Raw genomic sequence first — 26,494 nt, forward strand, 5'->3', positions numbered from 1 at the left:
ACGTTAAGTAATAATCCTTCATATGAACGGTCCGAAGGACGGGGTGTCCCACCTCAGGCGATGTTAACGGGCATTAAGGTAAAGGAAGATAATGATATGGACATGCTGCGAGTAGGCGTTATCGGGTTCGGGTATGCGACCAAGACCTTTCATGTACCTTTGATTCTGGCAACTGAAGGGCTGGCACTGGCCGCCATTTCGACAAGCCGTCCGGATGACGTGGCCGCCGTGCTGCCGAATGTGCCCTGTGTGGACTCTCCTGAAGCACTGCTGGCGCTGCCTGATATTGATATCATCGTCATTCCTACGCCTAACGATACCCATTTCCCGCTGGCCAAGCAGGCGATGGAAAGTGGTCATCATGTCGTGGTTGATAAGCCTTTTGCGCTATCGGTAGCGGAGGCGAGCGCTCTGACGGCACTGGCAAAAGAAAAAGGGGTTGTGCTGTCGGTATTCCATAACCGCCGCTGGGACAGCGATTTCATGACGCTGCGTAATGCGATCGACGAAGGGCTCCTCGGCACCGTCACGGAGGCAGAGCTGCGTTACGACCGGTATCGACCGGAAGTCCGACAGCGCTGGCGCGAACAGAACGTGCCGGGCGGTGGCCTCTGGTACGATCTAGGGCCGCATTTGCTTGATCAGGCTGTGCAGCTTTTCGGCATGCCTGATGCCATTCAGGCCGATATTGCCTCGCTGCGCCCGGGCGGCCTGAGCGACGACCATGCGCAGGCTACGCTGTTTTATCCGCAGCGCCGCGTAACGCTACACGCCTCCATGCTAGTGGCCACCGAAACGCCGCACTATACCGTGAATGGCACGCAGGGTGGCTACGTCAAATATGGTCTAGACGTGCAGGAAGACCAGCTGAAAGCGGGTATGCAGCCCGGCGACGATCAATGGGGCGTCGATCCCCGGCCGGCGCTGCTACTGACGCGTAACGAGCAAGGTGGCCTTGATGAACGTGCCTATGCGTCTGTGCCCGGTGATTACCGTTGCTACTATCGCCAGTTCCGTGATGCAGTGCTTGGAAAAGGGGATAATCCCGTGACGCCAGAACAAGCGCTGCGCGTCATCTATCTGATCGAGCAGGGCATTGCGTCGTCACAGTCCGGTGCACGGATTGCTATAAAAGATATACCGTTATCTTGATCGCTGCACCCGATGCCTTTCTCTGTCTATGAAGGTATCGGTGGGTTATTGCGTAGCGAAGTGCGTATGAAAAAGGGTGGCGTCATCGACGCCACCCTTTTTCTGTAATGACATTGTGTACTCAGGGTATCAGGCTTCTTGACGGCTAGCGCTGTAGGCGTCGATATCCTGGTGCGTCGAAGGCAAATCGACGACCATGCTGTGCAGCGAGCGCAGAGCGGCGTGGTGCGCCACGCTCAGCAGTGTGACGTCGGGCAGTGCATCCAGCACCAGTGTGTACATTTCCCACTCGGCACGAGCGTCCAGTGCGGATGTCGCTTCATCCAAGAACAGATAATCCGGCCGAGTGTAGAGCGCTCGAGCAAAGGCCAAGCGTTGCTGCTCGCCCGGTGACAGCTGCTTACTCCAGTCTGCCGAAGTATTGAGGCCGTGAATATAGTGGCTCAGGCCGACGCGATAGAGCAGGGCCGCTCCTTCTTCATCACTGAGACCGGCGTGCAGCTTGGGATAAATCAGGGCATCTTTCAGCGTGCCTTCTGCGATGTAACTTTTTTGAGGCAGGAACAGCATGTTCTCTTGGCGTGGAAGGCGCACTGTCCCGCTGCCGTAGGGCCATAGCCGCGCCAGCGTGCGTAGAATGGTGCTCTTGCCGCCGCCGGAAGGCCCTTGCAGCAGGCAGCGCTGTCCTTTTTTAATCACTAGCCTATCGATGTGATTGATGGGCGTGCCATCTGTGCGATTGAGCTGTACATCAAGCAGTTGCAGGCTGCCATCCGTTGAAGGGCGATAGTTGAACGTGCTCTCAATGGGCGTGGACAGCTGAGCCTCAAATTCGCGCAAACGCAGAAGAGTGGCGCGTACGATGGCCAGGTCTTCGTAGTTGTAGACGAACCACGACAGTGATGATCGAAGGCGTGCGCAGGCCATGTTCAGCTGCATCACATCGCCCAGTGATATCAGGTTGTTGAAGTAGCTGGGCAGAGTGAACACATAGGAATAGTAGTTCCCTGCCTGCATGTAGACCGTTTCCGTCAGCGTACGGCGGCGCGAGAAGCGCATTAGTTCTCGCCAGTTGCGATAGATAGCGCTGAAATGCTGGAGCGCGCGTCTCTTTTCATGCTGATGACCACGATAGAAAGCGATCTGTTCGGCATTGTCCCGAATGTTGAATAGCGAATGGCGGAAATCCGCTTCATGGCGCTGGCGCTGATAGTCGATGCCGACCATCGGCTTGACTAACTTCTCCATGATCAACGAGCCGAACAGCACAAAAAGCACGGTGCAAATGATCAGTAGACCGCGGAACGTAAAGGGCTCACCAACGAAAAAGTAGTACACGAGCACCTTGGAAATTACCCACAGCTTGATGCCGTAGATAAAGATGTTGGCGAGGTTCTTTACCAGTCCAATCCCCAGTCCAACCACCTTCTCGACCAGTATCGAAACGTCCTCGGCCACACGCTGATCGGGGTTGTCGCTCAGCCTGTTCGAGCTGCTCGACTGCCCCATACTGTGATAGGCCGGGCTGTGTAGCCAGCGCTGCATGTAGTCGCGGGTAACCCAGTTGCGCCACTCCATTTGCAGCCACTGCTGAAAGTAGGTCGCGAAACTAGAAGAGGGGATGAAGATGGCCAAAATCAGCAGCCCCTGCAGCGTGATAGGCATTAGGGCCGCGGCGTTGCGGTCACCCACGGCGTCGAAGAATATCTTCTGCCAATCAGTGATTTCGTTGATGCTGTAGAGGTAGACCGAGGTTGTGGCTATCAGCATCGCCAGCAGCAGCCAGCCGAACAGGCTGTCGCGGCTGATCCAGTAACGCGTCAGCAAGGCTATCGTTGAAGGGGCACCGGGAGGCGCCTTTTTCGTATGAGACGTTGGCATTCAACGCGCTCCCTGACAGAGAATTGATGAAAACATATTACTATTTTATAACGCCATTGCGGATATCGTTATTTCTATTTAAAAGGTAATAACGTATTGCTGAAATATAATAGAAGTCCGCATGGAAAGTGATATTCATTGTGCCTACGATCACTAGACATAAGCAAGCCAGGCACAGCAATAACGGCTGTGCATGTAAGCAGAGAAGGGTGTGGCTGATTCAGGCACTTGGCGCGGGTGAGACGCATCATGCGGGGTTTACACGTGATAGAGGATAAGGCTCGTTAAGATTCACCGCGGTAACCATATAACGTGTAGTGGTAAGAATATTGTGTTATGCGCTCAATAGGGGTAGTCTAACCTTGTTGAGAATGTTTATCAATTGGCTTTGCGGATCACTCTTCTTTCCCCTGAAGTAGAAATGATGCGGGCCTTACTGTATTCAGGAATTGCCAACGTATGAATGCTCACCCCTCCCAGCACAAGCGTCCATCCCGCCTTTCTGCTTCTGACAGCGCCTCTGGCGGCTCAGGCAGTTCCCCCTTTGCGGGAATGACCTTTAAAGTGCTGACATGGGGGATGACCTCAATGCTTTCGCTGTATGCCGCTCAAAGCATGGCTGCTACGGCATCCACCAGCGATAGCGATACTCATGCTGAAACGACCAATAACGAGCTGCCCACCGTCAATGTTGTGTCTACGGCACTAAGCGACACAACGGAAGGCACTGGACTATGGACAACAGGCACAACGACCAGTTCGATCCGTCTGCCAATGTCCGTTCGTGAAACGCCACAGTCCGTCAGCGTGATTACCGACCAGCGCATGAAGGATCGCAACATGACATCGCTCGAAGATGTCATGCGTGATGTCACAGGGGTCAACGTGATGACGGATACAGGGGGACGCTATCACTTTGAATCGCGCGGTTTCGCCATTCAGAACGTGCAGCAGGATGGGGCCAACTCTTTGCCGGGTTCTCCGTCTGGGAATGCTTATAGATCAGCCGTCGATCTGCCTGATATGGCCATCTACGACCATATCGAAGTGCTGCGTGGTGCATCTGGCCTATTGCAAGGAAACGGCACCCCTGGCGGTTCCATAAACCTAGTGCGCAAGCGCCCCACCGATACGTTCCAAGCATCCACCTCTATGACCGTAGGGTCACATGGGCTGCGCCGTAACGAGGCTGATATTTCGGGGCCTATCGGCTTACAGGGTCGTCTGAAAGGACGGGCAGTAATCGTCAATGAAGATCGGGGCTCGGCCAAGTCCGATGTTGACAGTGACCTGAGCGGTTTCTTCGGCACGCTTGAATACGATTTGGATGATCACACTCGTGTGGATGTCGGCCTTTATCGTCAGCGTTCTCACAAGACGCCGGATATCTACGGGCTACCGCTTGATAACAATGGACAGGATCTGGGCCTTTCTCGTTCGACGTTCTTAGGGGCTGACTGGAACGCAGCACAGTATGATCGTCTTGATCTGTTCACCAGCGTTACTCATGATTTTGATAATGGTTGGACGACCAAAGGTACGCTGAACTTCACACGTTCTCGTGCGGACAGTAAAGGTGCCAATGCGTACGGAGCCGTTGATGCTGATACGGGGTATCGTGTTGCTGGATCCACCTTATACGATGGTGCTTCCCAGTATCACAATACGGCTGACCAGACGGCCTTTAACTTCAACTCGACGGGGCCGTTCCATTTTCTTGGGCGTCAGCATGAGCTTGTGCTGGGTGCCGATATCAGAACGGATTCTTCCTATAACTTGACGAAGTTGAAGACGTATAGATCGACCAATGCCACTGATGTGTCGGCTGACAAAGGCCTGTCAGCAAACGTTTTCGACTGGAATTCTGGCGCGATTCCTGAGCCTGATTGGGCCAGCATGTCGGCCTCACTTAACGTCCACTACCTTCAGCGCCAACAGGCCGTCTATGCGGCAAGCCGTTTCTCGCTTACAGATGATGTGAAGTTCATCGTAGGTGGTCGTTTGACTGAATATGATATCTATACGCTCGACCGTGATGACCACACCTCGACTCGCAATCGCTGGCATGGTGTGACCACACCGTATGCAGGACTGACATGGGACTTCATGCCCAACTGGACAGCCTATGCCAGTTACACCAGCATTTTCCAGCCTCAGACGGCTACTGATGCCAACGGCAAAATGCTTGATCCTATTGAAGGCAACGGATACGAAACAGGGGTCAAGGGAAGCCTGTTCGATGGTGCTCTGGACGGTAGCATTGCCTTGTTCCGTATTGATCAGAAAAATCGCGCGGTTACTGTAGCCGACAGTTCTGAATGCAAAACCTCGACATCTTGTTCTGAAGCAAGTGGTCTGGTGCGTAGCCAAGGCATTGAGCTTGAGTTGGCGGGTTCGCCGCTGAATGGCCTGAGGTTGGGCGGGGGCTACACCTATAACGATATACGCTACGAAGAAAGCGAAGGGCGATACACCAAAGGTGATCGTGCCAACAGCTATACACCACGCAATATCCTGCGTCTGTACAGCCAGTATCAGCTGCCAGGCGAATGGAATCAGTGGAGCATCGGTGTTGGCATGTCGACCCAGAGCGATACAGTTTCTGCCAAGCCGTTCAATATTAAGCAGGGGGGTTATACCTTGTTTAACGCATCCATCGGCTATCGCTACAACGAGCACTTCGATATAGCGCTGATCGGTAACAACCTGACGGATAAACGCTATTACGAGGCGTATAACAACCGCTCGAAGTACGCCAACAACTTCTATGGCGATTCTCGTAACGTTGCACTGCGCGCTACGCTTAGATACTGATATGCACTTTGCTTCTTGGGGGCTTCATGCGTAATCATCGGACGTCTCATTCTGTCAGCCCGTCGGATGCGGTGTTGAGAATGTCATCGCCCAGACGCACGCTGGGCATGAAGACAGCGATCATCGTGGTGGTGGCCTGTCTGCATGCGGTGGGGTTGTATTGGGCGCTGATGCATACCATGAACGTCATTAATATCCCTGATCAGCAGCCGTCGGCGATCACCTTCGAGCTGAGTGCCCCCGCGGCGCCCAAAGCGGAGGCGCCTGGGCCGGTCTCGGCGCAGCCCGCGGTACCTGCCGCGCCGCCTGTGCCTGAGCAGAAGCCTGTTCAGCCTGAAAAGCCGCCGCGGCCTGTTGAACCCAAGAAGAAACCTGTAGAGAAGAAGCCTGTCGAAAAGTCCAAGCCGGTGAAGTCCGCACCTGCGCCTGACAAGACGCCGACGGCTCCCATCGAGTCTGCTCCTGCCGCACCGTCTGTTCCGACGGCGCCAGCTGCCACACAGCCCTCTGATACGGGGGCCAGCGGCGCGGCAGCGGCACCTGCTGGCACGAGGGCTCAGAAAGCGGCCACTGTTCCAGCGCAGGTAGGGCGTTTCCAAGCGAATAACCCAAATCCGAAATACCCTATGCAGGCACGTCGCCGGCATATGGAAGGACTGGTGGTGCTGACGGTGCGCGTCAACGAGGAAGGGCGGGTCGTTGATGCGCGCGTTAAGTCGTCCAGTGGGCATGATTTGTTGGATGACAGTGCACTCGAAACGGTGCGCCAGTGGCAATTCGAACCGGGGCGTCAGGGCAGCAGCACGACGGCCAGCTGGACGGATGTGCGCATTAATTTCCGCTTGAACTGAGTGGCTGTCTGGCCGCAGTGATCGCAATCAATGATTCTGGAAGGGACATGACATGACGCAATTCTCTGTTGAACAGTATGCCATTGGTATCCTGATCCTGTTTTCCGTAGTGACATGGGCGCTGGCGCTTATCAAGGTCGGTGTGCTGCTGAAGGCGCGTCGACAGAACACGGCGGTTATTGATGCCTGGTCGAAAGACGGCAAGGCGACAGCTCATCGTGATGGCAACAGTGCTTGTGCGCATCTGTTGGCCGCAGCGCAGGATGTTGTGGCGCAGTCCGGCGAAGGTGAAGACGCGCGTGAGCGTTTGGAACGTGTCCTGCATCAGCAGGTGCGTATCGAACGACGTGGACTGGAACGCTGGCTGCCCGTGCTGGGGTCCGTGGCCTCAACGTCCCCTTTCATCGGGTTGTTCGGTACCGTGTGGGGCATCATGTCAGCACTGAAAGGCATTGGTATTGCGGGTACGGCCAGCCTTGATACGGTTGCCGGGCCAGTGGGGAGTGCCTTGATTGCTACCGGTATCGGTATTGCCGTAGCGGTGCCTGCCGTACTGTTCTATAACGGCTTGCTGCGTTTGGTGCGCGCCGAAGTGCACCGCTGGGAAGACTTCGCCTTCCTTCTGTTCGATCAGGCGCAGCGCAACGATATCGACGGTTCAGCGACACGCAGCTAGAAGCGCACGATTTGACGAGCAGGAGAACATGCCATGCGTTTCCACGATAGTGAAGACGGCGAAAGCACCCTGAATGACATCAACGTCACACCGTTGGTCGATATCATGCTGGTGCTGCTGGTGATCTTTATTGTAACGGCGCCGCTGCTGACCAATACGATCCCGGTCAATTTGCCCAAGACCGATACGGTTGATAATGTTGCGGCACCGGTTACCCCACTGGTGATCAACGTAGACCAGCAGGGCAAGATTACCCTAGATGACCGCACCGTTGCACTGGAGCAGCTTCAACTGCAGCTGAGTGATGCAGCGGCCAGTCGCAAGGAGCCGCAGGTTCAGCTTCAGGCGGACGAAGGCGTCAATTACGGTACTGTTGCCAAAGTGATGGCCATCATCGAGCGGGCAGGCATCACACGCCTATCGGTCATGACCGAGCGCTAGGCAGAAGGCTCTCGGCCACGCATGATTTTCCTACGCTTTCCGTGCGTAAGGACTTGCGCCGAGAGCCGCTCTGGTGCATAATGCACAGCGTCAGTCAGGGCACGTTTCTTGGCAGACAGCGCTTTCATAGCGCTATGGATATGGCTGGATGGCAGAGTGGTCATGCAGCGGACTGCAACTCCGTGTACGCCGGTTCGATTCCGACTCCAGCCTCCATTTCCTTCTTGGTATTTCCCCTTGCAGTATCCTGCGTATCTATAAGCCCGAATGGCGAAATTGGTAGACGCAAGAGACTTAAAATCTCTCGCCCTTTAGGGCGTGCCGGTTCGATTCCGGCTTCGGGCACCAGTCCCATCAATGGGTTATAATTCCCTTCCTTGTATTGCTAATTATCTTGGTTGCAATTCGGCCGTATTCCTATTGCATAGCGCGTCGTTGCTATGTGCTCTTTATATCTGCTTTTTAGCTGATAGAATACTTTTCCCTCGTCGTATATCTGTAGTGGCATTTTTGCTGGCGTAAAAGCGAATTTATCTGCCGTTGGTCTTGTTGTGACCGTATCCGAAGCTGATGATGAAACGCCAACCTGCCAACCTGCCAACCTGCCAACCTGCCAACCTGCCAACCTGCCAACCTGCCAACCTGCCAACCTGCCAACCTGCCAACCTGCCAACCTGCCAACCTGCCAACCTGCCAACCTGCCAACCTGCCAACCTGCCAACCTGCCAACCTGCCAACCTGCCAACCTGCCAACCTGCCAACCTGCCATGCTCTTGCGAATTCTCGGCTTTTCACTCGTTAATTCGGTATCAAAGAGTGTGAATTAAAAAAGGTCTGCGGTGATTGTAAGTGTGCTTTATATTCGAGTTTTTAATTTAGATATTAACCCGATAATTAAATACTCCTGATTGCAATCATTATTACTATCCTTTCAATGATATACCGAGGTTAAAACTGTAAACGGTGTGTGTGGAATTGGCTGTTGTTTTTTATATATGATGCTTGTCCTCCTTGGTTGCCCAATGAACAGGTCTCGCTATGTCTGATGCTCTCTCTGTAATGCGCGTTGCTCAATGCCATCTGGCTGCGGAGGGTGCGCGATGAGTTTCGTTGCACTGTTGCTTGTCGGGCTGGCCATGTCGGCAGATGCGTTTGCTGCTGCCATTGGACGTGGGGTGGCCTTGCGTTCGCCTAGCTTTCTTCAGGCTTTTAAGATCGGACTGGTGTTTGCGTCAGTTGAGGTCATTACGCCACTGATTGGGTGGATGATCGGTCGTACGGCGCTGCCTTACATCTCTGCTTGGGATCATTGGGTGGCCTTTTTGCTGCTGTTGGGCTTAGGGGTCAATATGGTGCGCCAGGCCGTGTTCTGTAGGAATGAAGACGAGGATGGTGCTGATGCACCTGCTGCGGGAAAAAGCGGGCGTTTCGATATTTCGCTGATCCTGCTGGCCTTTGCTACTAGTATTGATGCCTTGGCCATGGGGGTAAGTCTCTCGCTACTGTCTGTCAGTATCGTTGAGGCAGCGGTAGTGATTGGTTGTTGCACGTTGGCGATGGCGACGATCGGTGTGTTGCTCGGTAATTTTCTCGGGCGCTGTGGCGGTCGGCTCGTCGAAGTGCTGGGGGGCATACTGCTGATCGGTATGGGCTTTCATATCCTGATAACCCATCTATAGGGTGAGGTGCTTTTCTGCGCTCGCGCCTGCATTGAACAATCATTAAAGGCCCGGCTGTCATACCGGGCTTTTTTGTGCGTTTCATTCGCGTAATGCAGGCGCGAGGGGGCGCGGTCTTATGCGGCGTTTGCCCCTTAGTGCTCGTGTGTGGCGGTGTTTGCCGAGGCAGACGATGGCAAGGGGGCTGATGGTTCGCCATTCGTAGGCAGAGCATCATCCTGAGGGCGCGTGCCGTCGGGCGTATCCGTACCCGGCAGGGTATGCAGATCGTCGAGCGCTTCCTTGCCATTAACGTTGTCGAATTGGCCGTGAGCCTCGCCGATGCGAACGGTAATCGGGCGGTCGCTGGTAATCAGATCGTACAGGTAGTCGGTGTCTTCGGCGCTATGCGGTCGGTAAAGGCGCGAATGACCCTCGCAGCGCGACTCTGCTGCCAGTGTCTTCTGATTGAGTTCCAGTGTGCCATCGGCTTGCCACGGTGACGTGTCGGCTTCGCTGCTGTGCAGACAGCGCTTGTCGTGTCGAAGTGCAATCACGGTTTCGGCGGGCGAGGAGGGGTCAAGCGATAGCGTGCGCATGTGCAGCACCATATCGGCATCCGTCGTCGCGGCAACGGCCATATAGTGCTGATCATCGACAGGGAACCAGTCTTCGTCAGCATATGAAGTGTCGGTGTCATCTGCGGCAGCATTGATCGACAGGATAAGCAGAACGATGGCCGCAAGACGATAGGTCATCAGGGGGAGTGCTCCGTGCATTGCACAATAAGGTCCGTGTCTATGTCTTCTAGTCTGCTTGCTCTGCTTTCTCAAGCCATTCGAGAAAAAATAAAGCCGTCAGGCGCTCGACGGGCCCATTGCCTAGCGAGAAGGATTGCGTGAGCAATGTGGAATAAGGCAATTGATAGGCACTCAGTAGAAATATATAGGGGCAGGCGCGCTGATTGCGCATTTTTGTGCGGATAATTGTAATCGGGTGGCGTCGGTATCTTTTTTTATGTAACGAGTGTGTCTGGCGTGCATCATAATGGTAAGAATGAAGAGTGGCTATTGCTTTCAATGTGTTACTAGAGGCATAGCGCTTGACGAATGGGACTGCGCACCGGCGCTTTAAGCAATGCCTTTAAGAACAGGTGAGGAAACGGTCGAAACGGTCGATGTATAAGGTGTCCATAAGAAACACGCGCTGAGCGATGAAGGGGGCACAAGCGTGGCATATATCAGCCTTATCCTTGAGTACCATGCGAATCATGTTCTTGAGGCGAGGCATGAAGGGGCGCATGGGGTGTGCCGCGCGGGTGTTATAAGGACGGTCACCTTGACGAGCCTTGATCGAGTGAGGTGGTTCAAGGTGCGCAGAAGTGCATGATCGGAAATCATATCAGCATGAAGTAAGCAGTTTCTGGCGGGGAAAGAAGAGAGATCACGCAGATGATCATCCTTTGCAGGGGGGAATGGCGCCGTACAAAGTGCCATCATCGATTAGGCCCTCATCCGAGGGCCTGTTCTTATTTATGTGAAGACCGCGGTGCGTTTGAGGCCGCGGTCTTTTTTTGTGCGTCCTAACCATTGAGCGCTTGATAGATTGTGTCCGCCAGTGGGCGACTGATGCCGGGAACATTGGCAATATCGTCCAGACTCGCCTTGCGGATGCCTTGTAGCCCACCGAAGTAGCGCAGCAATGCCTGGCGGCGTTTGGGGCCGATGCCCGCGATACCTTCCAGCGACGATGTTCGGCGCTGCTTATCACGCTTGCGGCGGTGCCCCGTAATGGCGAAGCGGTGCGACTCATCGCGGATATGCTGTACCAAGTGCAGGGCAGGTTCGGTGCCTTCCAGTGTCACCGTCTGGTCGGTGGTCTCCAAGAACAGGGTTTCCAGCCCGGGCTTGCGCGTTGTGCCCTTTGCCACCCCAAGCAACGTCATACGATCGGATATCGCCAGCTCTTCAAGCACGTCGCGGGCCATATTGAGCTGTCCTTTACCGCCATCCACGATCAACACGTCGGGAAACGTCTGGTCTTCATCGCGCAAACGAGTATAGCGGCGCGTTAGGGCCTGGCGCATAGCGGCATAGTCGTCACCGGGTGCCACACCGTTGATGTTGAAGCGGCGATATTCGGATGTATTGGGTCCCATGTCACTGTCGAACACTACGCAAGAGGCGACGGTGGCTTCACCGTGGCTGTGGCTTATATCAAAGCACTCCAGCCGCTTGGGCGTTTCCGCTAATCCCAGGGCTTCGCGCAGCGCAATGAAGCGCTGCCGGATCTGTTTCTGGTTCGACAACATTGATGCCAGATGCTGCTCGGCATTGGTTTGGGCCAAGCGTACCCACTGCGCACGATGCCCGCGCACTTGACTGGTCACACGAATGTGCCGCTCGGCATAGTGCGAAAGCGCTTCTTCAATGAGGGCTTGATCTTCCAGTGTCACGTTGACCAGCACCTCGGTAGGCACGCGCTGTTCTAGCCCTAAATAGTACTGACTGATGAACTCGCCCATCAGGGCTTCGCTCGGCAGATCCAGTCCATTATCCGGAGTGAAGTGGCGCGTACCGAGCACGCGCCCGTCACGAATGCTCAGCAGCGTAATGCAGAGCCCACCGGGTTGCTCGATATAGGCGAATACGTCAGCGTTGCCGTGCTGCATATCGACAGACTGGTGGCTCTGCAGGCTGCGCAGTTGCTGTATTTGGTCGCGGATAAAGGCCGCCTTTTCGAAGGCCAGTGATGACGCGGCGGCTTCCATCTCATGGCTGAGGCGTATGGCAACCTGTTCGCTGCGGCCTTCAAGGCATTGTGTTGCGTGTTCGAGCTGTTGCTGATAGTCGTGCTCGTTAATGTGGCCCACGCAAGGTGCCGTACAGCGGTTGATCTGGTACTGCAGGCATGGTCGTTCGCGATGGGAGAATTCGCTATCTTCGCAGTTGCGGATGCGGAAGATTTTCTGCATAAGCTGAAGCGTGTCGCGCACAGCAACCGAGCTAGGGTAGGGGCCATAATAGCGTCCGTCGTTGCGGGGTCGCCGAACGCGGCGCATCTCTAGCTTGGGAAATGCATGTCGAGTGTTTGCGAAGACATAGGGGTAGGACTTGTCGTCGCGCATTAGAATATTGTAGGGCGGGCGCTCTTTCTTAATCAGCGTCTGTTCAAGCAGCAGTGCTTCGGTTTCGGTGTGAGTCACCGTTACCTGGATGTCGGCGATATGGGACACCAGTGCGCGCGTCTTAGTGTTGAGGCCCGTGCTGCGAAAATAGCTCGACAGGCGCGCCTTCAAGCGGCGTGCCTTGCCTACATAGAGAATGTCGCCCTTGGCATCATACATACGGTAGACGCCAGGTGCTTCTGAGACGCTGCGCAGAAAGGCGCGCGCGTCGAAACGAGTGTTCGTCGAGTCGTTTGTAGACACACGAGGTACCATGAATGCGGAGCCGGTCGAAAATCGTTCGAACGGTTCAAGGTCGAATAGAAATAGAGGCGCTAAGGCAAAAACGGGAGGCGAGATCGTTGCGGCCATCGGCATTGATCACACACGCCTTGATATCGTCCCACAATGGGGGCATTCCGTGAACAGTGCAAGGTGATAAGGGAAAGTGTTGACTTTCATCTTACATCTCAATAGAATGCGCAGCGTGGTCTGGGGCCTTAGCTCAGTTGGTAGAGCGCAACGCTGGCAGCGTTGAGGTCATCGGTTCGAACCCGTTAGGCTCCACCAGATCTTCTACTTTGAATTCCGCTACCCATCTTGGTAGACGGAATTTTTTTGTATCTGCAGTTTCTCTCCTTTTTTCCCTGCCTCATGATTTTCTTATTGTCGAATGGCACGGTCGCTTGTTCTCTTTACCTTACCCCTTACCCCTTACCCCTTACCCCTTTCGAGTGTTCTATCTACGCTATAGCATGATCTTCTCGAACGCTGCCGCTTTCCGGTGCAGTAGTCGTGTCCGTTATAGCCAAACCTGATGGGCATCATGAAGTGCGTTCATGGCCTGTGCGCTGGTATGAGTAGGGGAGGCATGCGTACAATAGTGGTAAGTCGTGCAGCGATGCACATCGATTCCCGTTCACGAACAGAGGACCGATCTCATGAGCGAGACGCTCGATACCATCAAACAGCAAATCAACGACAACACGATCTTGCTGTACATGAAAGGCACGCCGCAGTTCCCGCAGTGCGGTTTCTCTGCTCAGGCGGTTCAGGCGCTGATTAACTGTGGCGAGCGCTTTGCTTTCGTCAACATTCTGGAAAATCCGGATATCCGTGCTGAACTGCCGAAATACGCCAACTGGCCGACGTTCCCACAGCTGTGGGTCAACGGCGAGCTGATCGGTGGCTGCGATATCATCGTTGAAATGTACCAGAGCGGTGAGCTGGCAACGTTGCTGAAGGAAGCGGCAGCCAACGATGACGCTGAGAAAGATGCCTAAGCGTATCTGTCGTACATAGTGACAAAAAAAGCCGCTCGATGATGAGCGGCTTTTTTTGTGGGGAACGTACGTCTGACGAGCAATTCGCAACAGTGCTGTAGCGGGTATCCGCTCAGTAGAGGTCGTCGTCGTGGGCGTCGATGCCCTGTTCGCGGCAGGCAAGGTTCCAGCCGCCCAGATCGCGGTAACGGTTGACCATGGCGCAGAAAAGGTCAGCCGTACGTTCTGTGTCGTAGCAGGCCGCGTGCGCCTGTTCATTATCGAACGCGATTCCCGCCGCTTCGCACGCTTTCGCCAGTACGGTCTGGCCGTATACGAAACCGCCGAGTGTGGCCGTGTCGAAGCTGGAAAACGGGTGGAACGGATTACGCTTGATACCGCTACGCGCGATGGCGGCGTTCAGAAACTGATGGTCGAAGGCCGAGTTGTGGCCGACAAGAATGGCGCGGCTGCAGCCGTGGGACTTGATGGCCTTGCGCACCATGCCGAACAGTTCACTCAGTGCCTTTTCTTCCGTGATGGCAGCGCTCTGGCGCAGTGCGCTGTCCAAGCGTATGCCGGTAAAGGCCAAGGCCGATTCCGACACGTTGGCGCCTTCGAACGGGGTGATATGTGCGCTGTACGTGGTGTCTGGCAGCAGCTGTCCCGTGGCGTCCATGGTGATCAGTGTTGCACCAATTTCCAGCAGGGCATCGGTCGATGGGTTGAAGCCGCCCGTTTCAACGTCAATCACGACGGGAAGATAGCCGCGAAAGCGCTGGCTCATCTGGCGGGCCACATTGGCATCGGTCATGCAGGTATCCCTTGCATCAGAGGTCATCCGCGGATGGCCTTCATGAGTAAGAAAGACATGCCTTTAAGAGGCAAGTGGCCGCGATTGTATCAGATTGGGTGTGATTCGTCCTCGGTGGTGTACGATAGGTCATACATGACGATATACTGCGGTATCAGCAATTTCATATGCATAGTGCGGATATGACCGCCTATGGCGTACGCTGGCTGTACCACGATCAGTACAAACAAAAGGAGATGAGCATGTCCGACGTGAAGAAGGTGGTGCTAGCCTACTCGGGTGGGCTGGATACTTCCGTGATCGCCAAATGGCTTCAGGAAACCTACAACTGTGAAGTCGTGACGTTCACGGCCGATCTGGGTCAAGGTGAAGAAGTCGAACCGGCACGAGAAAAGGCACGTCAGCTGGGCATCAAGGAAATCTACATCGAAGATCTGCGCGAAACCTTCGTGCGTGACTATGTATTCCCGATGTTCCGTGCCAACACCATCTATGAAGGCGAGTACCTGCTGGGTACTTCCATCGCACGTCCGCTCATCGCTCGACGATTGGTTGAAATCGCCAATGAAACTGGTGCCGATGCCATCGCACACGGTGCTACCGGTAAAGGTAACGACCAAGTGCGTTTCGAGCTGGGCGCTTATGCGCTCAAGCCGGGCATCAAGGTCATCGCGCCGTGGCGTGAATGGGATCTGAACTCCCGCGAAAAACTGATGGCCTACTGTGAAGAGCACAACATCCCAGTAGACTACGCTAAGAACAAGAAAAAATCCCCGTACTCGATGGATGCCAACCTGCTGCACATCTCCTATGAAGGCGGCATGCTGGAAGATCCGTGGGCCGAAGCGGAAGACGACATGTGGCGTTGGAGTGTCAGCCCCGAGCAGGCTCCGGACGCTCCGACCTACCTCGAAATCACCTATCGCAACGGTGATCCGGTTGCACTGGACGGCAAGGAGCTGGCACCGCACGAGCTGCTGGCCGAACTGAACCGTCTGGGTGGCGAAAACGGTATCGGTCGTCTGGATATCGTTGAGAACCGCTATGTAGGCATGAAATCCCGTGGGTGCTACGAAACTCCGGGGGGCACCATCATGCTGAAAGCGCACCGCGCTATCGAATCCATCACGCTGGACCGCGAAGCGGCTCACCTGAAGGATGGTCTGATGCCGAAGTACGCAGAAATCGTGTACAACGGTTACTGGTGGTCTCCGGAACGCCACATGCTGCAGGCCGCCATCGACGAAACACAGAGCGTCGTCAACGGTGTGGTTCGCGTTAAGCTGTACAAAGGCAGCGTAACGGTTGTCGGCCGTAAGTCCGATGACTCCCTGTTTGATGCCTCTATCGCAACGTTTGAAGATGACGCGGGTGCATACGATCAGAAAGATGCTCATGGGTTCATTCGCTTGAACTCACTGCGTCTGCGTATCGCTGCTTCTAAAGGTCGTCACGAAGTCTGATCTTTAGGTAGATGCGTGAAAAATCGGCGCCTCATGTGGGCGCCGATTTTTTTATGGAGAACTTACGGTGGTGGTCTTGCCGTGCTGGCTGCATATTTGATCGCCTTTTCGGGATGATCGCTATGCCAGCATTCCTGAATGAGTGTGCTCTATGCTTGAGTTAGGCCGTATAAGGGATTGCGCGCGGTGAAAAATGCACACAGTATCGTGGCAATGACTTGTCATGCCTATAGGAGGGAAGCGCTATGTTGAAGTGGTTGAAACGCATTCTGGGCGGGACGGAATCGGCCGCGGGAAGCAAGAAACCGCAGGAAGCTGAGCCGCTGCGCTATCAGGGATGCGATATCGTGGCTGCTCCCGTTGAACAGAATGGTCAGTATCGCATCAGCGGTACCATTCGACAGCCGCCTGAGGAAGATGGTGATCTGTCGATTCCTTTTGATCGTGCAGACACCTTTCCTGATCGTGAAACGGCAATACGCATGACGCAGCTCAAGGCGCGTCAGTTTATCGACGAACAGGAAACGCCTCTGTTCTAAATAAATGTATTGCGTAGATGAAGATGAAATAGAAAAGGGACGCTAGCGTCCCTTTTGCTTTTTTCTATGGGGCGCTATTTGGTGCACCGCAAAGACGAGAATGAAAGGCTGCGGTCATACGCTACTGCTGGGGGCTCATAACTGCGTAAGGCTATCAGCGTATATGAACGAATGGCGGTTCTGTTCAGCGTGAGCTTGTATGCATGGCGGTCAAGCCGTAGCGGGCTCGGTTTTGTCCTTGAATTCGCACAGGTCTTCAATGATGCAGCTGCCACAGCGAGGCTTGCGGGCCACGCAGGTATAGCGACCGTGCAGTATAAGCCAGTGATGCGCATCCAGCTTGAACTCATCTGGTACGACCTTCAGCAGTTTCTGCTCCACTTCATTGACGTTCTTGCCCGGTGCCAGCCCAGTGCGGTTGGAGACGCGAAAGATATGCGTATCAACAGCAATGGTGGGTTCGCCGAATGCGGTATTGAGGATCACGTTGGCTGTCTTGCGTCCTACGCCCGGCAACGCTTCGAGTGCCACGCGCGAACGGGGCACCTCACCTTGGTGGTGCTCAAGCAGTTGCTCGCAGAGCGCGACGATATGCTTGGCCTTGTTATTGTAGAGGCCGAGCGTGCGGATGTGCTCCTTGATGCCGTCCAGTCCAAGCACCAGCATGGTCTGCGGTGTGTTGGCTGCCGCAAACAGCGTGCGCGTGGCTTTGTTGACGCCGACATCCGTGGACTGTGCCGACAGCAGGACAGCAATCAACAGCTCAAAAGGATCGTCGTTCCACACCAGCTCTGTCGTGGGGCGCGGGTTGGCATCCCGCAAACGAACGAATATCTCGTGGCGTGTGGCCTTGTTCATAACGGCGGTCGCATAGTGAAAAGGTGTGATGGATTTGCGGTGCAGTATAGGGAAGCCTAATACCGTTCGCATACGTCGGTCAGGTCGGATCGAGTGCTTGGCGTGCACGTTCCAGCTGCTGCTGCGCGCGCGCCAGCTGTTCTTGGGCTGCGGCTATTTCCGTTGGGCCTTCCTGGCGTTGGCAATGAGTCAGATGCCGTTCAGCACGGCGCAGCGTGTCTTCAGCTGCTGCGAGGGCAATGCGGTGAGAGCGAGCCTGCTGAGCGGCAGACGTGGCAGCACGGGGGACTGTCTGACCACCTAGTGCCTGTAGCTGTGCTTCGAGTTCGGGGCGATGGGGATCATCCTGCTTCATGCGGGCCAGCTTTATCTTCAAACGACGGCGCAGCGCTGCGTCATCGGTGGGTGTGCTCGCTGCAGGTGATGTCGGGGTAGCGATGCGCTGGTGGCGGCGCGCACGGCGACGTTCCAGCGCTTCCGCTTCCCACTGGGCGATACGGGAGGTACGTGCCTGATGGCGTTGGCGTCCCTGTGTGGCGCGGCGGGTCAGCCAAGCATGCTGTTCTTGCTCGGAGTGTGCGGCCAGCCAGCCGGGATGTGCGACCAGTCTGATACAGTCTACCGGGCATGGCGTAACGCACAGCTCACATCCTGTGCATTCGTCGCGCAGGATGATGTGCATCTGCTTGGGTGCTCCGAGGATGGCATCAACGGGACAGGCCTTGATGCACTTGGTGCAGCCAATGCAGATGTCTTCGTCGATAACGGCAAGCAGGGGCGACTCGGCGGGCTGAGCGAGCGGCAGCGGTGCCTTGTCCAGCAGAGTGGCCAGTGCATCGGCGGTCCGCTGCCCCCCAGGGGGGCAGCGGTTGATCGCTTCACCATCAACGATGGCCTTGGCATACGGCAGACAACCCGGATGCCCGCACTTGCCGCACTGTGTCTGCGGCAGAAGCGCGTCGATCTGATCAACGGTGATGTGTGACGCCTGCATGCTTAGCTGACTCGCTGGCCCGGCTGTGCGCCGCAGTCCGGTGAGAGCAGGTACAGACCGTCATCGTTGCCCGTCGCCAGCACCATGCCTTCCGACACACCGAAGCGCATCTTGCGCGGTGCTAGGTTAGCCACCATCACCGTCAAGCGACCGATCAGCTGTTCAGGCTCGTAGTGCCCGCGAATACCGGAGAAGACGTTGCGGGTTTCACCGCCGAGATCCAGTGTCAGTTGCAGCAGCTTCTTGGAACCTTCGACATAGCCAGCGTTCGCAATGCGGGCGATGCGCAGATCGACCTTAAAGAAATCGTCGATGGTGATTTCATCGGTAATCGGTTCCATCGGCGCGGCAGCTGTCTCGGCTTTGGCATCTTGGCCTCCGTTGCGGATCTGCTGCTCTTCTGCCAGTACTTCCTTGGACGCGTCGAGCATTTGCTCAATGGCTTTGGGGTCTACGCGCTGTGCCAGCGGCTTGAACGGTGCGATGGCGTGATCGACCAGCGGCTGAAGACGGCTGTCCCAGCTCAGCGTGTCGACCTGCAGGAAGGCTTGAGCCTTAGTCGCCATAGCGGGAAGAATCGGGTACAGGTAGGTCATCAACTGGCGGAACAGGTTGATGCCCATTGAGCAGATATCGAGTACTTCCTGCTCTTTGCCTTCTTGCTTGGCCAGTGCCCACGGTGCTTTGTCGGCAATGTAGGTGTTGGCGTCATCAGCCAGTGCCATGATCTGGCGAACGCCTTGGTTGAACTCGCGTGCTTCGAAGGCGGCGGCAATGTCATCCCCTGCGTCAATGAAGCGCTGCAGCAGTTCGGGTTCCGCAACCGTGCTGGATAGGCGACCGCCTGCTTTCTTGATAAAGCCCGCACAGCGGCTAGCGATATTGACGACCTTGCCCACCAGGTCGGAGTTCACGCGAGTCACGAAGTCTTCAAGGTTGAGGTCGAGGTCTTCAACGCGCGAGTTCAGCTTGGCGGCGAAGTAGTAGCGCAGGTATTCCGGTTCAAGGAACTGCGCATAGGTATCGGCCTTGATGAAGGTGCCGCGGGATTTGGACATCTTGGCACCGTTCACGGTCACGAAACCGTGACAGTTGATGCCTGTCGGCAGACGCATGTTGGCGCCTTTCAGCATTGACGGCCAGAACAGCGCGTGGAAGTAAACGATATCCTTACCGATGAAGTGATACAGCTCGGCATCAGCATTCGGGCCCCAATAGCTGTCAAAATCCAGCCCCTCGCGATCGGCCAGCTGCTTGAAGCTGGTGACATAACCGATAGGCGCATCGACCCAGACATAGAAGAATTTGTTCGGCGCATCCGGAATCTCGAAGCCGAAATAGGGCGCATCACGCGAAATATCCCATTCTTTCAGGCCGTTTTCGAACCACTCCTGCAACTTGTTGGCAATCTGCGGCTGCACGGTGCCGGACTGCAGCCATTCTTGCAGGAATTCCTTGAAGTCGGGCAGCTTGAAGAAGTAGTGCGTCGAGGTGCGCAGTTCGGGCGTGGCGCCAGAAATGGCCGATACCGGGTTGATCAGCTCGGCCGGCGTATAGGTCGTGCCGCAGGCCTCGCAGTTGTCGCCGTACTGGTCAGGCGTATGGCATTTCGGGCAGGTGCCTTTGATGAAACGATCGGCCAGAAACAGCCCTTTTTCAGGGTCGTACATCTGCTCGATGTCGCGCGTGGCGATATGGCCTGCGTCGCGCAGACGACGATAGATCTCGCCGCTGAAATGACGGTTCTCATCGGAGTTGGTCGAGCTGTAATTGTCGAAGTGCACACCGAATTTAGCGAAGTCGGCTTGGTGGGCTTCATTGACGCGGGCGATCAGCTCTTCTGGCGTAATGCCTTCCTGTTCGGCGCGCAGCATGATGGCTGTACCGTGCGCATCGTCAGCGCAAACGTAGTGGCATTCATGACCGCGGCTTTTCTGGAAGCGAACCCACATGTCGGTCTGGATGTACTCGAGCAAGTGCCCTAGGTGGATATCTCCATTGGCGTAAGGAAGCGCGCTGGTAACCAGAATCTTGCGTCTTGACATGTGGTATGGCCTCGAACATTTGAAGTTGCCTGCACTGCCATGCCCTGCGGTAATCGGTGCTCAGGTACGTTGGTGCATGTGCAGACAGCGGCAGAATCCGGGATGATGAAGTGAAACGTCGCAATCATCCAATACTGATAGAATCGTACATTCTAACGCGTTAACCCGCATTTCGGTATGGGGTACGCGGCGGGAGCGCCAATAAAAACGCCACTTTTTCTGAGGGCGTCATTATCGCGCGCAAGCTAGCCGTTGGCCTGCGATCGGAGTATGGCATGGCGGGCCAAATCATAGTGTTGTTGTGGGGTAATGGCGCGTGTCGTTGTAAAGTAGAGGAAGAGAAACGTCTGCGTGGTTAGATGTGTGTCGATGCGGGAAAGAGGCGAGTCGTGCTGTCACCGAGTTGAACGGAAAGAGGATGCGTCCTTGGTGCCTTGGTGAGAGCGGCGGCGCTTATGCCACCGAATGAATAAAGAAGAGGAGCAGGCCGATGGCGAATACGATCGGGCATATCATTGCCGTTGCATCGGGCAAGGGCGGGGTCGGCAAATCGACGGTGACGGCTAACCTAGCGTTGGCCATGGCCGCACGGGGCAAACGAGTGGGTGTGCTGGATGCCGATATCTATGGCCCGAGTCAGGCACATATGCTGGGTGTTGATCCACAGACGCGTCCTGACATGATCGACGACAAGACCATGCGCCCCATTGATGCGCATGGTCTTCGTGTGATGTCGATCGCCTTTCTGGTCGACGTGACCACGCCGATGGTGTGGCGCGGACCGATGGCTTCGACGGCCTTTCAGCAGCTCTACAATCAGACGCAGTGGGGCGAACTGGACTATCTGTTCATTGATATGCCGCCCGGTACGGGAGACATCCAGCTGACGCTGGCGCAGAAAGTCCCCGTATCCGGTGCCGTCATCGTGACCACGCCGCAGGATATTGCACTGCTGGATGCTGAGCGAGGAATCGAGATGTTCCGCAAGGTGCATGTGCCGGTGCTGGGAATCGTTGAAAACATGAGCTTACACACCTGTTCATGCTGTGGTCACCAAGAAGCTATTTTTGGTGAAGGTGGTGGTCAGCGCATTGCTGAACGCTACGACGCCCCCGTCCTCGGTCGTCTGCCATTGGCGCTGACGGTTCGTGAGCAGATGGATAAAGGCGTGCCGCCCGTCATCGCTGCACCGGATCAGCCTGCCGCTCAGCACTTCGCCTCGATCGTGGCGCAGCTGGATGAGGCGTGTCAGGCGCAGCCGGAAGCCTCCGGTCCCTCCATTGGCTTCAGCTGAGGCGGGCAGGCGTGACCGATAATGTGGTGATGGGGAAAGTCTGGTATCCTCGCGCACAAGCACAGACGGCTGGCCATGGCGGTCAGTCATGACTTCACAGATTGACAGGTAGGCGCAGCGCATGAGTATCAAATCGGACCACTGGATTCGTCGAATGGCACGCGACCACGGCATGATCGAGCCTTTCGAAGCCGATCAGGTCCGTAACGCTGAAGATGGACAGCGCGTTATTTCCTATGGCACTTCCAGCTATGGCTATGACGTCCGTTGTGCGAACGAATTCAAGGTGTTCACGAACATCTTCTCTGCGACCGTTGACCCCAAGAACTTCGATGATCGCAGCTTCGTAGACGTGACGGGCGACGTCTGCATTATTCCGCCGAACTCGTTTGCGTTGGCACGTACGGTAGAATACTTCCGCATCCCGCGCAGTGTTCTGACCGTGTGCTTGGGTAAATCCACATACGCGCGCTGCGGCATCATCGTTAACGTCACGCCGCTGGAACCTGAGTGGGAAGGGCACGTTACGCTGGAATTCTCCAACACCACTAACCTGCCCGCGAAGATCTATGCCAACGAAGGCGTGGCGCAGATGCTGTTCTTTGAATCCGACGAAATCTGCGATGTGTCCTACGGCGATCGTAACGGTAAATACCAAGGTCAGCGTGGCGTCACTCTGCCGCGTACCTGATCGCGTACGACTTTGCTAAGGCGAGCACGACCGCCGGCTGCGCCGACATATTGCTGTTTGTGAATGAAAAAGCACCAACCGTTAAGGTTGGTGCTTTTTTTATGCGCTGTGCACAAACGAAGAGTTTTATCGTAGCGACGATGTTCAGAACGCCTTGATGTGGAGAGCGGTGAACGATCGGATGTTTAATGTGTCGGGCCATGGCACTGCCTGAGAGCTCCTAGGCTATGGCGTAATAACGCATCAATGGCGTCATCTAACTGTCATCAATCGGTGGCTATAGTGGGCGCAACATCTTGAAGGCAAAAGGAGATAGGCAGTGAAGATCATGCAGTGGTTCGCCAGTAGTGCACTAGCGGTACTTTTTTCCGCACCGTTTGCATCGGGAATGGAGGGGGCGACGCAGATCCGTATGCCTTGTCCGATGGGAGATTGTTCGGCAGGTGTCTCTCTGAACTATATCGGTGAGTATTCGTTACCGTGGGATACTCAATTTGATGGCATTCCCTTCGGAGGGATATCGGGGCTGGATTTCGATCCCGCAACGGGCCACTACTGGGCCATCAGCGATGACCGATCGCAGAAGGCTCCCGCGCGTATTTATGAGCTGGCCATCGACATTCAGCCCGGACAGATACGGCGCGTCGATGTGGTACGCACCATTACGCTTAAGGATCGCAATGGGCAGCCTTTCGCCGCAGGCAGTGTCGACCCGGAATCGGTCCGGCGTGGGCCGAACAACCAGCTCTACTGGACGAGTGAAGGCAGTGCGCGTGCAGGCCTGCCGTCCGTGGTGCGTGTTGCTGACAATAATGGCGCTTGGGTCAGAGAATTTTCAGTGCCGGAAGGTTTTGCGCCTGCAGCGGACAGACAGAGTGGTATTCGTGACAACTTGGCATTCGAAGGGCTTGCCGTACTGCCTTCCGGTGATTTGATCGCAGGGATGGAAACGTCGCTGCGCCAAGATGGATCGATCGCGCGGCTGACGTCTGGTAGCCTTGCCCGATTCGTGCGCTACGACGCCCGCAGTGGCCAACCGACGGCGGCCTATACCTATCCCGTTTCACCGGTGCCGCAGCCTGCACTGCGCCCTCCATATTCCAACGATAACGGCGTATCGGAAGTGGTGGCACTCGACGATCATCGTCTGCTGGTTATTGAGCGCAGCTTTGCCAGTGGCTATGGGGCGACCATTAAGGTTTTCATGGCGGATATCGCGGGGGCGACCGATGTCCTGCATCTGTCATCGCTGACGAACACCAGTCAACGTATCACTCCGATACGCAAGAGCCAGTTGATCGATTTTCGTGCGATGGGACTCGTGCCTGACAATATCGAAAGCGTTGCTCTGGGGCGTGCCGCCGATGGCAGTGAGGTGCTTGTCTTTGCGTCGGATGACAACTTCAGTGTGCATCAGAAAAATCAGTTCTTCGCATTCAAGATTGAGCAGCGACCGCACTGATGGATACAGACGACTACCCTGCGCTGTGGCAGGGTAGTCGACATGCATCTCTATACTATTACTATTCCCGCCCTATCATTCGCCGTTAAGTTCTTCTTCGGCGTCTTCGTTTGACAGGCGAAGCCCGGTCGGCGGCAGCAGAATGCCGTCCAGCTCGGCTCCCTGTGCCCCCAGTTTTAGGCGTCCTTCTAGGAACCAGCGAATGGCGATCGGGTAGATCAGTTCTTCGCGAGCCAGCACTTTCTCTGCCAGTGTTTCCGCTGTGTCATCGCTGGCCACCTTGGCCACGGCCTGAATGATGAGCGGTCCTGTATTCAGCCCTTCGATGACGAAATGCACGCTGGCACCGTGTTCCTGCAGGCCTTCATCCAGTGCACGCTGGTGCGTATGACGCCCTACCAGTGCTGGCAGCAGCGATGGGTGACAGTTCAGCAGTCGTCCGTTGAAGCGGCTAGTGAATATTGGGCTGAAGATGTGCCAGAAGCCATCGAGCACTACCAGATCTGGGGCATGGCGTTCGATCGTTTTGATCAGTGCACCGTCATAAGCTGTCGGTGTGTCGTATTCATCACGGGGCAGTATGGCAACGTCGATACCTGCCGCATGCGCCTTTTCCGCGCCAGCAGTATTAGTGCGATCGGCAATGACAGCGACCAGTTCGCCGCCCAACTCATCGTGAGACTGAGCCTCGATCAGCGCTTCCAGCCGGTTGCCTTCGCCTGACAGCAACGCGACGATGCGGCGGGGCGGCACTTGTTCGGGAGTGAAGCCTGAGTCGGTTTTGTCGTCCATGGGAAAGCTCCTGACGTGATCGAAAAAGCAGTAATGACTGGTAAGCGCGGCAACCCAAAAGAAGGGGCTTGATGCCAGTATGGCCTCACCGCGTGAACAATGAGGTATGATAATGACATGACAAGGTGTGCCGTTCATGACCAGCAAGAATAGAGGGGCCGCATTGTAGCACCATCCGCGGCCATTATAGAGTCGCCAATGGGCATGGAGATGAGCACACCAGGGACGGAGTGACAGGCAGGACGGCCTCGTTCACGACCGGGGATGACCCTTTAAGGGGAAACAGGTTTCAGGAGAAGCAATGCCGTGGCAATTGCCGTTGGGCGTGGGCATCCATGATGACGCAACGTTTGCCAGTTTTCTGCCGGGAGATAATGCTGGCGCTATCGCTGCGCTGAAACTTCAGTTGCAGCGTACGGACGAGCCGTTGGTCTATCTGTGGGGCAATGAAGAGACGGGGCGCAGTCACCTGCTGCAGGCGGCATGTCACGATGCCAGCGATCAAGGCATGCGTTCTCTTTATGTGCCGCTTCAGCAGCTGGGCCACTTCCCGCCGCTGATGCTAGAGGATACTGAGCACCTTGATTTGCTGGCGCTGGACGACATTGATGTCGTGATGGGGCGCAAGCGCTGGGAAGAAGGGCTATTTCACTGCTTTAATCGCATGCGTGATGCAGGCAAGCGCATGGTCGTCAGTGCGCCGTGCGCGCCGCGTCAGCTAGATGTCAAACTGCCTGATTTAGCATCCCGCCTGGGATGGGGCATGACGTTTCACCTCAGCTCACCGACAGATGAGCAGCGGCGCGATGCCTTGGTTTTGCGAGCAGCGATGCGGGGCATGCAGCTCCCTCAAGAGGTGGCGCGCTACATCCTGCATCGTGGTCCGCGACGGCTGTCGGAACTGTTTGAGGTCCTTGATCGGTTGGACATGGCCTCGCTGTCGGCTAAGCGCAAGCTGACTATTCCCTTCGTGCGTGAAGCGCTGGAGTGGTAGCGAGGCGCTTCATTCCGTGCCGTGTAGATCACTGGTGTAGTGCTATTCGCCTTGAAGCGTCAGCACTAGCGTCCGACGTCCACCGTGATTGCGGTGTTCGCACAGATAGATTCCCTGCCATGTCCCGAGGTTGAGGCGGCCCGCAGAGACCGGAATCTGAACGCTGGGGCCAAGAAGGCTGCTTTTCAGGTGGGCTGGCATGTCATCGCTGCCTTCGTAGGTGTGGCGATAGTAAGGCTCGTTTTCAGGCACCGTATGGTTGAAGAAGCTTTCAAAATCGGCCCGCACGGTCGGGTCTGCGTTTTCATTGATGGTCAGCGATCCTAGGCTGGCAGTGTTTTTACCGTGGGCGTGTTTTCGACCTCATCTGTAACCAGATGACAGCCTTCTGTGAAAAGAATGATGGGTATGGTTACAAGTGGTCTGTACAGTCATACTTATTATTTAGAAACATTTCTATCTGCAACCATTCTGATCCCTCCCCGTATATCGATACGTTCATAGTTTTGTATTTTTTATTTCACGTTGTTGCCTTCCGTTTTAGATATTCATCGTTTATACCATTAATAGTTACCTTTAAGAAACTTCTCTCCTGTGAGGTGGTTGCTTTGGTAATCCAGCATGTAATGTTCTATCGAAAAGCAAGA

General features: G+C 55.5%; 21 protein-coding genes, 3 tRNA genes and 1 pseudogene. 16 read left to right on the plus strand and 9 right to left on the minus strand.

Annotated elements, in window-relative coordinates:
• Positions 1-96 precede the first annotated feature (96 nt).
• Entirely contained in the window at positions 97-1,152 is a 1,056-nt protein-coding gene (locus ACMHYW_RS04600) for an oxidoreductase (protein ID WP_414501090.1), read from the plus strand.
• A 129-nt stretch (positions 1,153-1,281) separates the two neighbouring features.
• Here the strand turns inward: ACMHYW_RS04600 and ACMHYW_RS04605 are convergent, their stop codons facing one another.
• Positions 1,282-3,033 carry an ABC transporter ATP-binding protein/permease gene (locus tag ACMHYW_RS04605; protein ID WP_414501091.1) on the minus strand — a complete coding sequence of 584 codons (1,752 nt, stop codon included), beginning with the start codon at positions 3,031-3,033 and terminating at the stop codon, positions 1,282-1,284.
• A gap of 459 nt (positions 3,034-3,492) precedes the next feature.
• Between ACMHYW_RS04605 and ACMHYW_RS04610 the strand changes: the two genes are divergently transcribed.
• From ACMHYW_RS04610 to ACMHYW_RS04640, 7 genes are all read left to right on the plus strand, one after another.
• The gene (locus ACMHYW_RS04610) at positions 3,493-5,847 is read left to right on the plus strand and encodes a TonB-dependent siderophore receptor (RefSeq protein WP_414501092.1); all 2,355 of its coding nucleotides are present in this window, start codon (positions 3,493-3,495) and stop codon (positions 5,845-5,847) included.
• Positions 5,848-5,927: 80 nt separating this feature from the next.
• Positions 5,928-6,698 (plus strand): energy transducer TonB, encoded by a 771-nt coding sequence (locus tag ACMHYW_RS04615; RefSeq protein ID WP_414501093.1) that lies wholly within the window; start codon positions 5,928-5,930, stop codon positions 6,696-6,698.
• A gap of 52 nt (positions 6,699-6,750) precedes the next feature.
• Positions 6,751-7,374 (plus strand): MotA/TolQ/ExbB proton channel family protein, encoded by a 624-nt coding sequence (locus tag ACMHYW_RS04620; RefSeq protein ID WP_414501094.1) that lies wholly within the window; start codon positions 6,751-6,753, stop codon positions 7,372-7,374.
• A gap of 33 nt (positions 7,375-7,407) precedes the next feature.
• The gene (locus tag ACMHYW_RS04625) at positions 7,408-7,815 is read left to right on the plus strand and encodes an ExbD/TolR family protein (RefSeq protein WP_414501095.1); all 408 of its coding nucleotides are present in this window, start codon (positions 7,408-7,410) and stop codon (positions 7,813-7,815) included.
• 142 nt (positions 7,816-7,957) lie between these two features.
• Positions 7,958-8,031 (plus strand) — tRNA-Cys (locus tag ACMHYW_RS04630).
• Between the two features lie 45 nt (positions 8,032-8,076).
• Positions 8,077-8,163 (plus strand) — tRNA-Leu (locus ACMHYW_RS04635).
• A 752-nt stretch (positions 8,164-8,915) separates the two neighbouring features.
• The gene (locus tag ACMHYW_RS04640; protein ID WP_414501096.1) at positions 8,916-9,494 is read left to right on the plus strand and encodes a manganese efflux pump MntP family protein; all 579 of its coding nucleotides are present in this window, start codon (positions 8,916-8,918) and stop codon (positions 9,492-9,494) included.
• A 134-nt stretch (positions 9,495-9,628) separates the two neighbouring features.
• Here the strand turns inward: ACMHYW_RS04640 and ACMHYW_RS04645 are convergent, their stop codons facing one another.
• Together ACMHYW_RS04645 and uvrC are read right to left on the minus strand one after the other, a co-directional pair.
• Positions 9,629-10,231, minus strand: a complete 603-nt coding sequence (locus ACMHYW_RS04645; protein ID WP_414501097.1) for a hypothetical protein — start codon at positions 10,229-10,231, stop codon at positions 9,629-9,631.
• 824 nt (positions 10,232-11,055) lie between these two features.
• Positions 11,056-12,819, minus strand: a complete 1,764-nt coding sequence (gene uvrC, locus ACMHYW_RS04650; protein WP_414501471.1) for an excinuclease ABC subunit UvrC — start codon at positions 12,817-12,819, stop codon at positions 11,056-11,058.
• A 314-nt stretch (positions 12,820-13,133) separates the two neighbouring features.
• Between uvrC and ACMHYW_RS04655 the strand changes: the two genes are divergently transcribed.
• Together ACMHYW_RS04655 and grxD are read left to right on the plus strand one after the other, a co-directional pair.
• Positions 13,134-13,209, plus strand: a tRNA-Ala gene (locus ACMHYW_RS04655).
• 371 nt (positions 13,210-13,580) lie between these two features.
• Positions 13,581-13,922, plus strand: a complete 342-nt coding sequence (grxD, locus tag ACMHYW_RS04660) for a Grx4 family monothiol glutaredoxin (protein ID WP_414501098.1) — start codon at positions 13,581-13,583, stop codon at positions 13,920-13,922.
• A gap of 112 nt (positions 13,923-14,034) precedes the next feature.
• Here grxD and rnt read toward each other — a convergent pair whose 3' ends face one another.
• Positions 14,035-14,715, minus strand: a complete 681-nt coding sequence (gene rnt / locus ACMHYW_RS04665) for a ribonuclease T (RefSeq protein WP_414501099.1) — start codon at positions 14,713-14,715, stop codon at positions 14,035-14,037.
• 242 nt (positions 14,716-14,957) lie between these two features.
• On the opposite strand from rnt, the gene ACMHYW_RS04670 reads away from it, so the two are divergent.
• Both ACMHYW_RS04670 and ACMHYW_RS04675 read left to right on the plus strand, forming a co-directional pair.
• Entirely contained in the window at positions 14,958-16,178 is a 1,221-nt protein-coding gene (locus ACMHYW_RS04670; RefSeq protein WP_027706067.1) for an argininosuccinate synthase, read from the plus strand.
• Between the two features lie 245 nt (positions 16,179-16,423).
• Positions 16,424-16,717 (plus strand): HlyU family transcriptional regulator, encoded by a 294-nt coding sequence (locus tag ACMHYW_RS04675; protein ID WP_027706068.1) that lies wholly within the window; start codon positions 16,424-16,426, stop codon positions 16,715-16,717.
• Between the two features lie 210 nt (positions 16,718-16,927).
• Here the strand turns inward: ACMHYW_RS04675 and nth are convergent, their stop codons facing one another.
• The 3 genes from nth to metG form a co-directional block, all read right to left on the minus strand.
• The gene (gene nth, locus ACMHYW_RS04680; protein ID WP_414501100.1) at positions 16,928-17,575 is read right to left on the minus strand and encodes an endonuclease III; all 648 of its coding nucleotides are present in this window, start codon (positions 17,573-17,575) and stop codon (positions 16,928-16,930) included.
• 79 nt (positions 17,576-17,654) lie between these two features.
• On the minus strand, positions 17,655-18,569 hold the full coding sequence (locus ACMHYW_RS04685) for an RnfABCDGE type electron transport complex subunit B (RefSeq protein WP_414501101.1): 915 nt from the start codon (positions 18,567-18,569) through the stop codon (positions 17,655-17,657).
• Between the two features lie 2 nt (positions 18,570-18,571).
• Positions 18,572-20,614: a methionine--tRNA ligase gene (gene metG / locus ACMHYW_RS04690; RefSeq protein WP_414501102.1), complete on the minus strand. Its 2,043-nt coding sequence runs from the start codon at positions 20,612-20,614 to the stop codon at positions 18,572-18,574.
• A 490-nt stretch (positions 20,615-21,104) separates the two neighbouring features.
• On the opposite strand from metG, the gene apbC reads away from it, so the two are divergent.
• From apbC to ACMHYW_RS04705, 3 genes are all read left to right on the plus strand, one after another.
• On the plus strand, positions 21,105-21,908 hold the full coding sequence (gene apbC / locus ACMHYW_RS04695; RefSeq protein ID WP_414501103.1) for an iron-sulfur cluster carrier protein ApbC: 804 nt from the start codon (positions 21,105-21,107) through the stop codon (positions 21,906-21,908).
• A 121-nt stretch (positions 21,909-22,029) separates the two neighbouring features.
• The gene (gene dcd, locus ACMHYW_RS04700) at positions 22,030-22,599 is read left to right on the plus strand and encodes a dCTP deaminase (RefSeq protein WP_027706072.1); all 570 of its coding nucleotides are present in this window, start codon (positions 22,030-22,032) and stop codon (positions 22,597-22,599) included.
• A 328-nt stretch (positions 22,600-22,927) separates the two neighbouring features.
• Entirely contained in the window at positions 22,928-24,061 is a 1,134-nt protein-coding gene (locus tag ACMHYW_RS04705) for an esterase-like activity of phytase family protein (RefSeq protein ID WP_414501472.1), read from the plus strand.
• Between the two features lie 75 nt (positions 24,062-24,136).
• On the opposite strand, the gene purN is transcribed toward ACMHYW_RS04705, so the two are convergent.
• On the minus strand, positions 24,137-24,853 hold the full coding sequence (gene purN / locus ACMHYW_RS04710) for a phosphoribosylglycinamide formyltransferase (RefSeq protein ID WP_414501104.1): 717 nt from the start codon (positions 24,851-24,853) through the stop codon (positions 24,137-24,139).
• A gap of 301 nt (positions 24,854-25,154) precedes the next feature.
• On the opposite strand from purN, the gene hda reads away from it, so the two are divergent.
• Positions 25,155-25,847 carry a DnaA regulatory inactivator Hda gene (gene hda / locus ACMHYW_RS04715; protein ID WP_414501105.1) on the plus strand — a complete coding sequence of 231 codons (693 nt, stop codon included), beginning with the start codon at positions 25,155-25,157 and terminating at the stop codon, positions 25,845-25,847.
• Between the two features lie 42 nt (positions 25,848-25,889).
• Here the strand turns inward: hda and ACMHYW_RS04720 are convergent.
• A pseudogene (locus ACMHYW_RS04720) lies at positions 25,890-26,224 on the minus strand (secondary thiamine-phosphate synthase enzyme YjbQ).
• Between the last annotated feature and the right edge of the window lie 270 nt (positions 26,225-26,494).

This window comes from Zymobacter sp. IVIA_12111.31 C1 (assembly GCF_047495495.1).
In the GTDB taxonomy this organism is placed as follows: domain Bacteria; phylum Pseudomonadota; class Gammaproteobacteria; order Pseudomonadales; family Halomonadaceae; genus Zymobacter.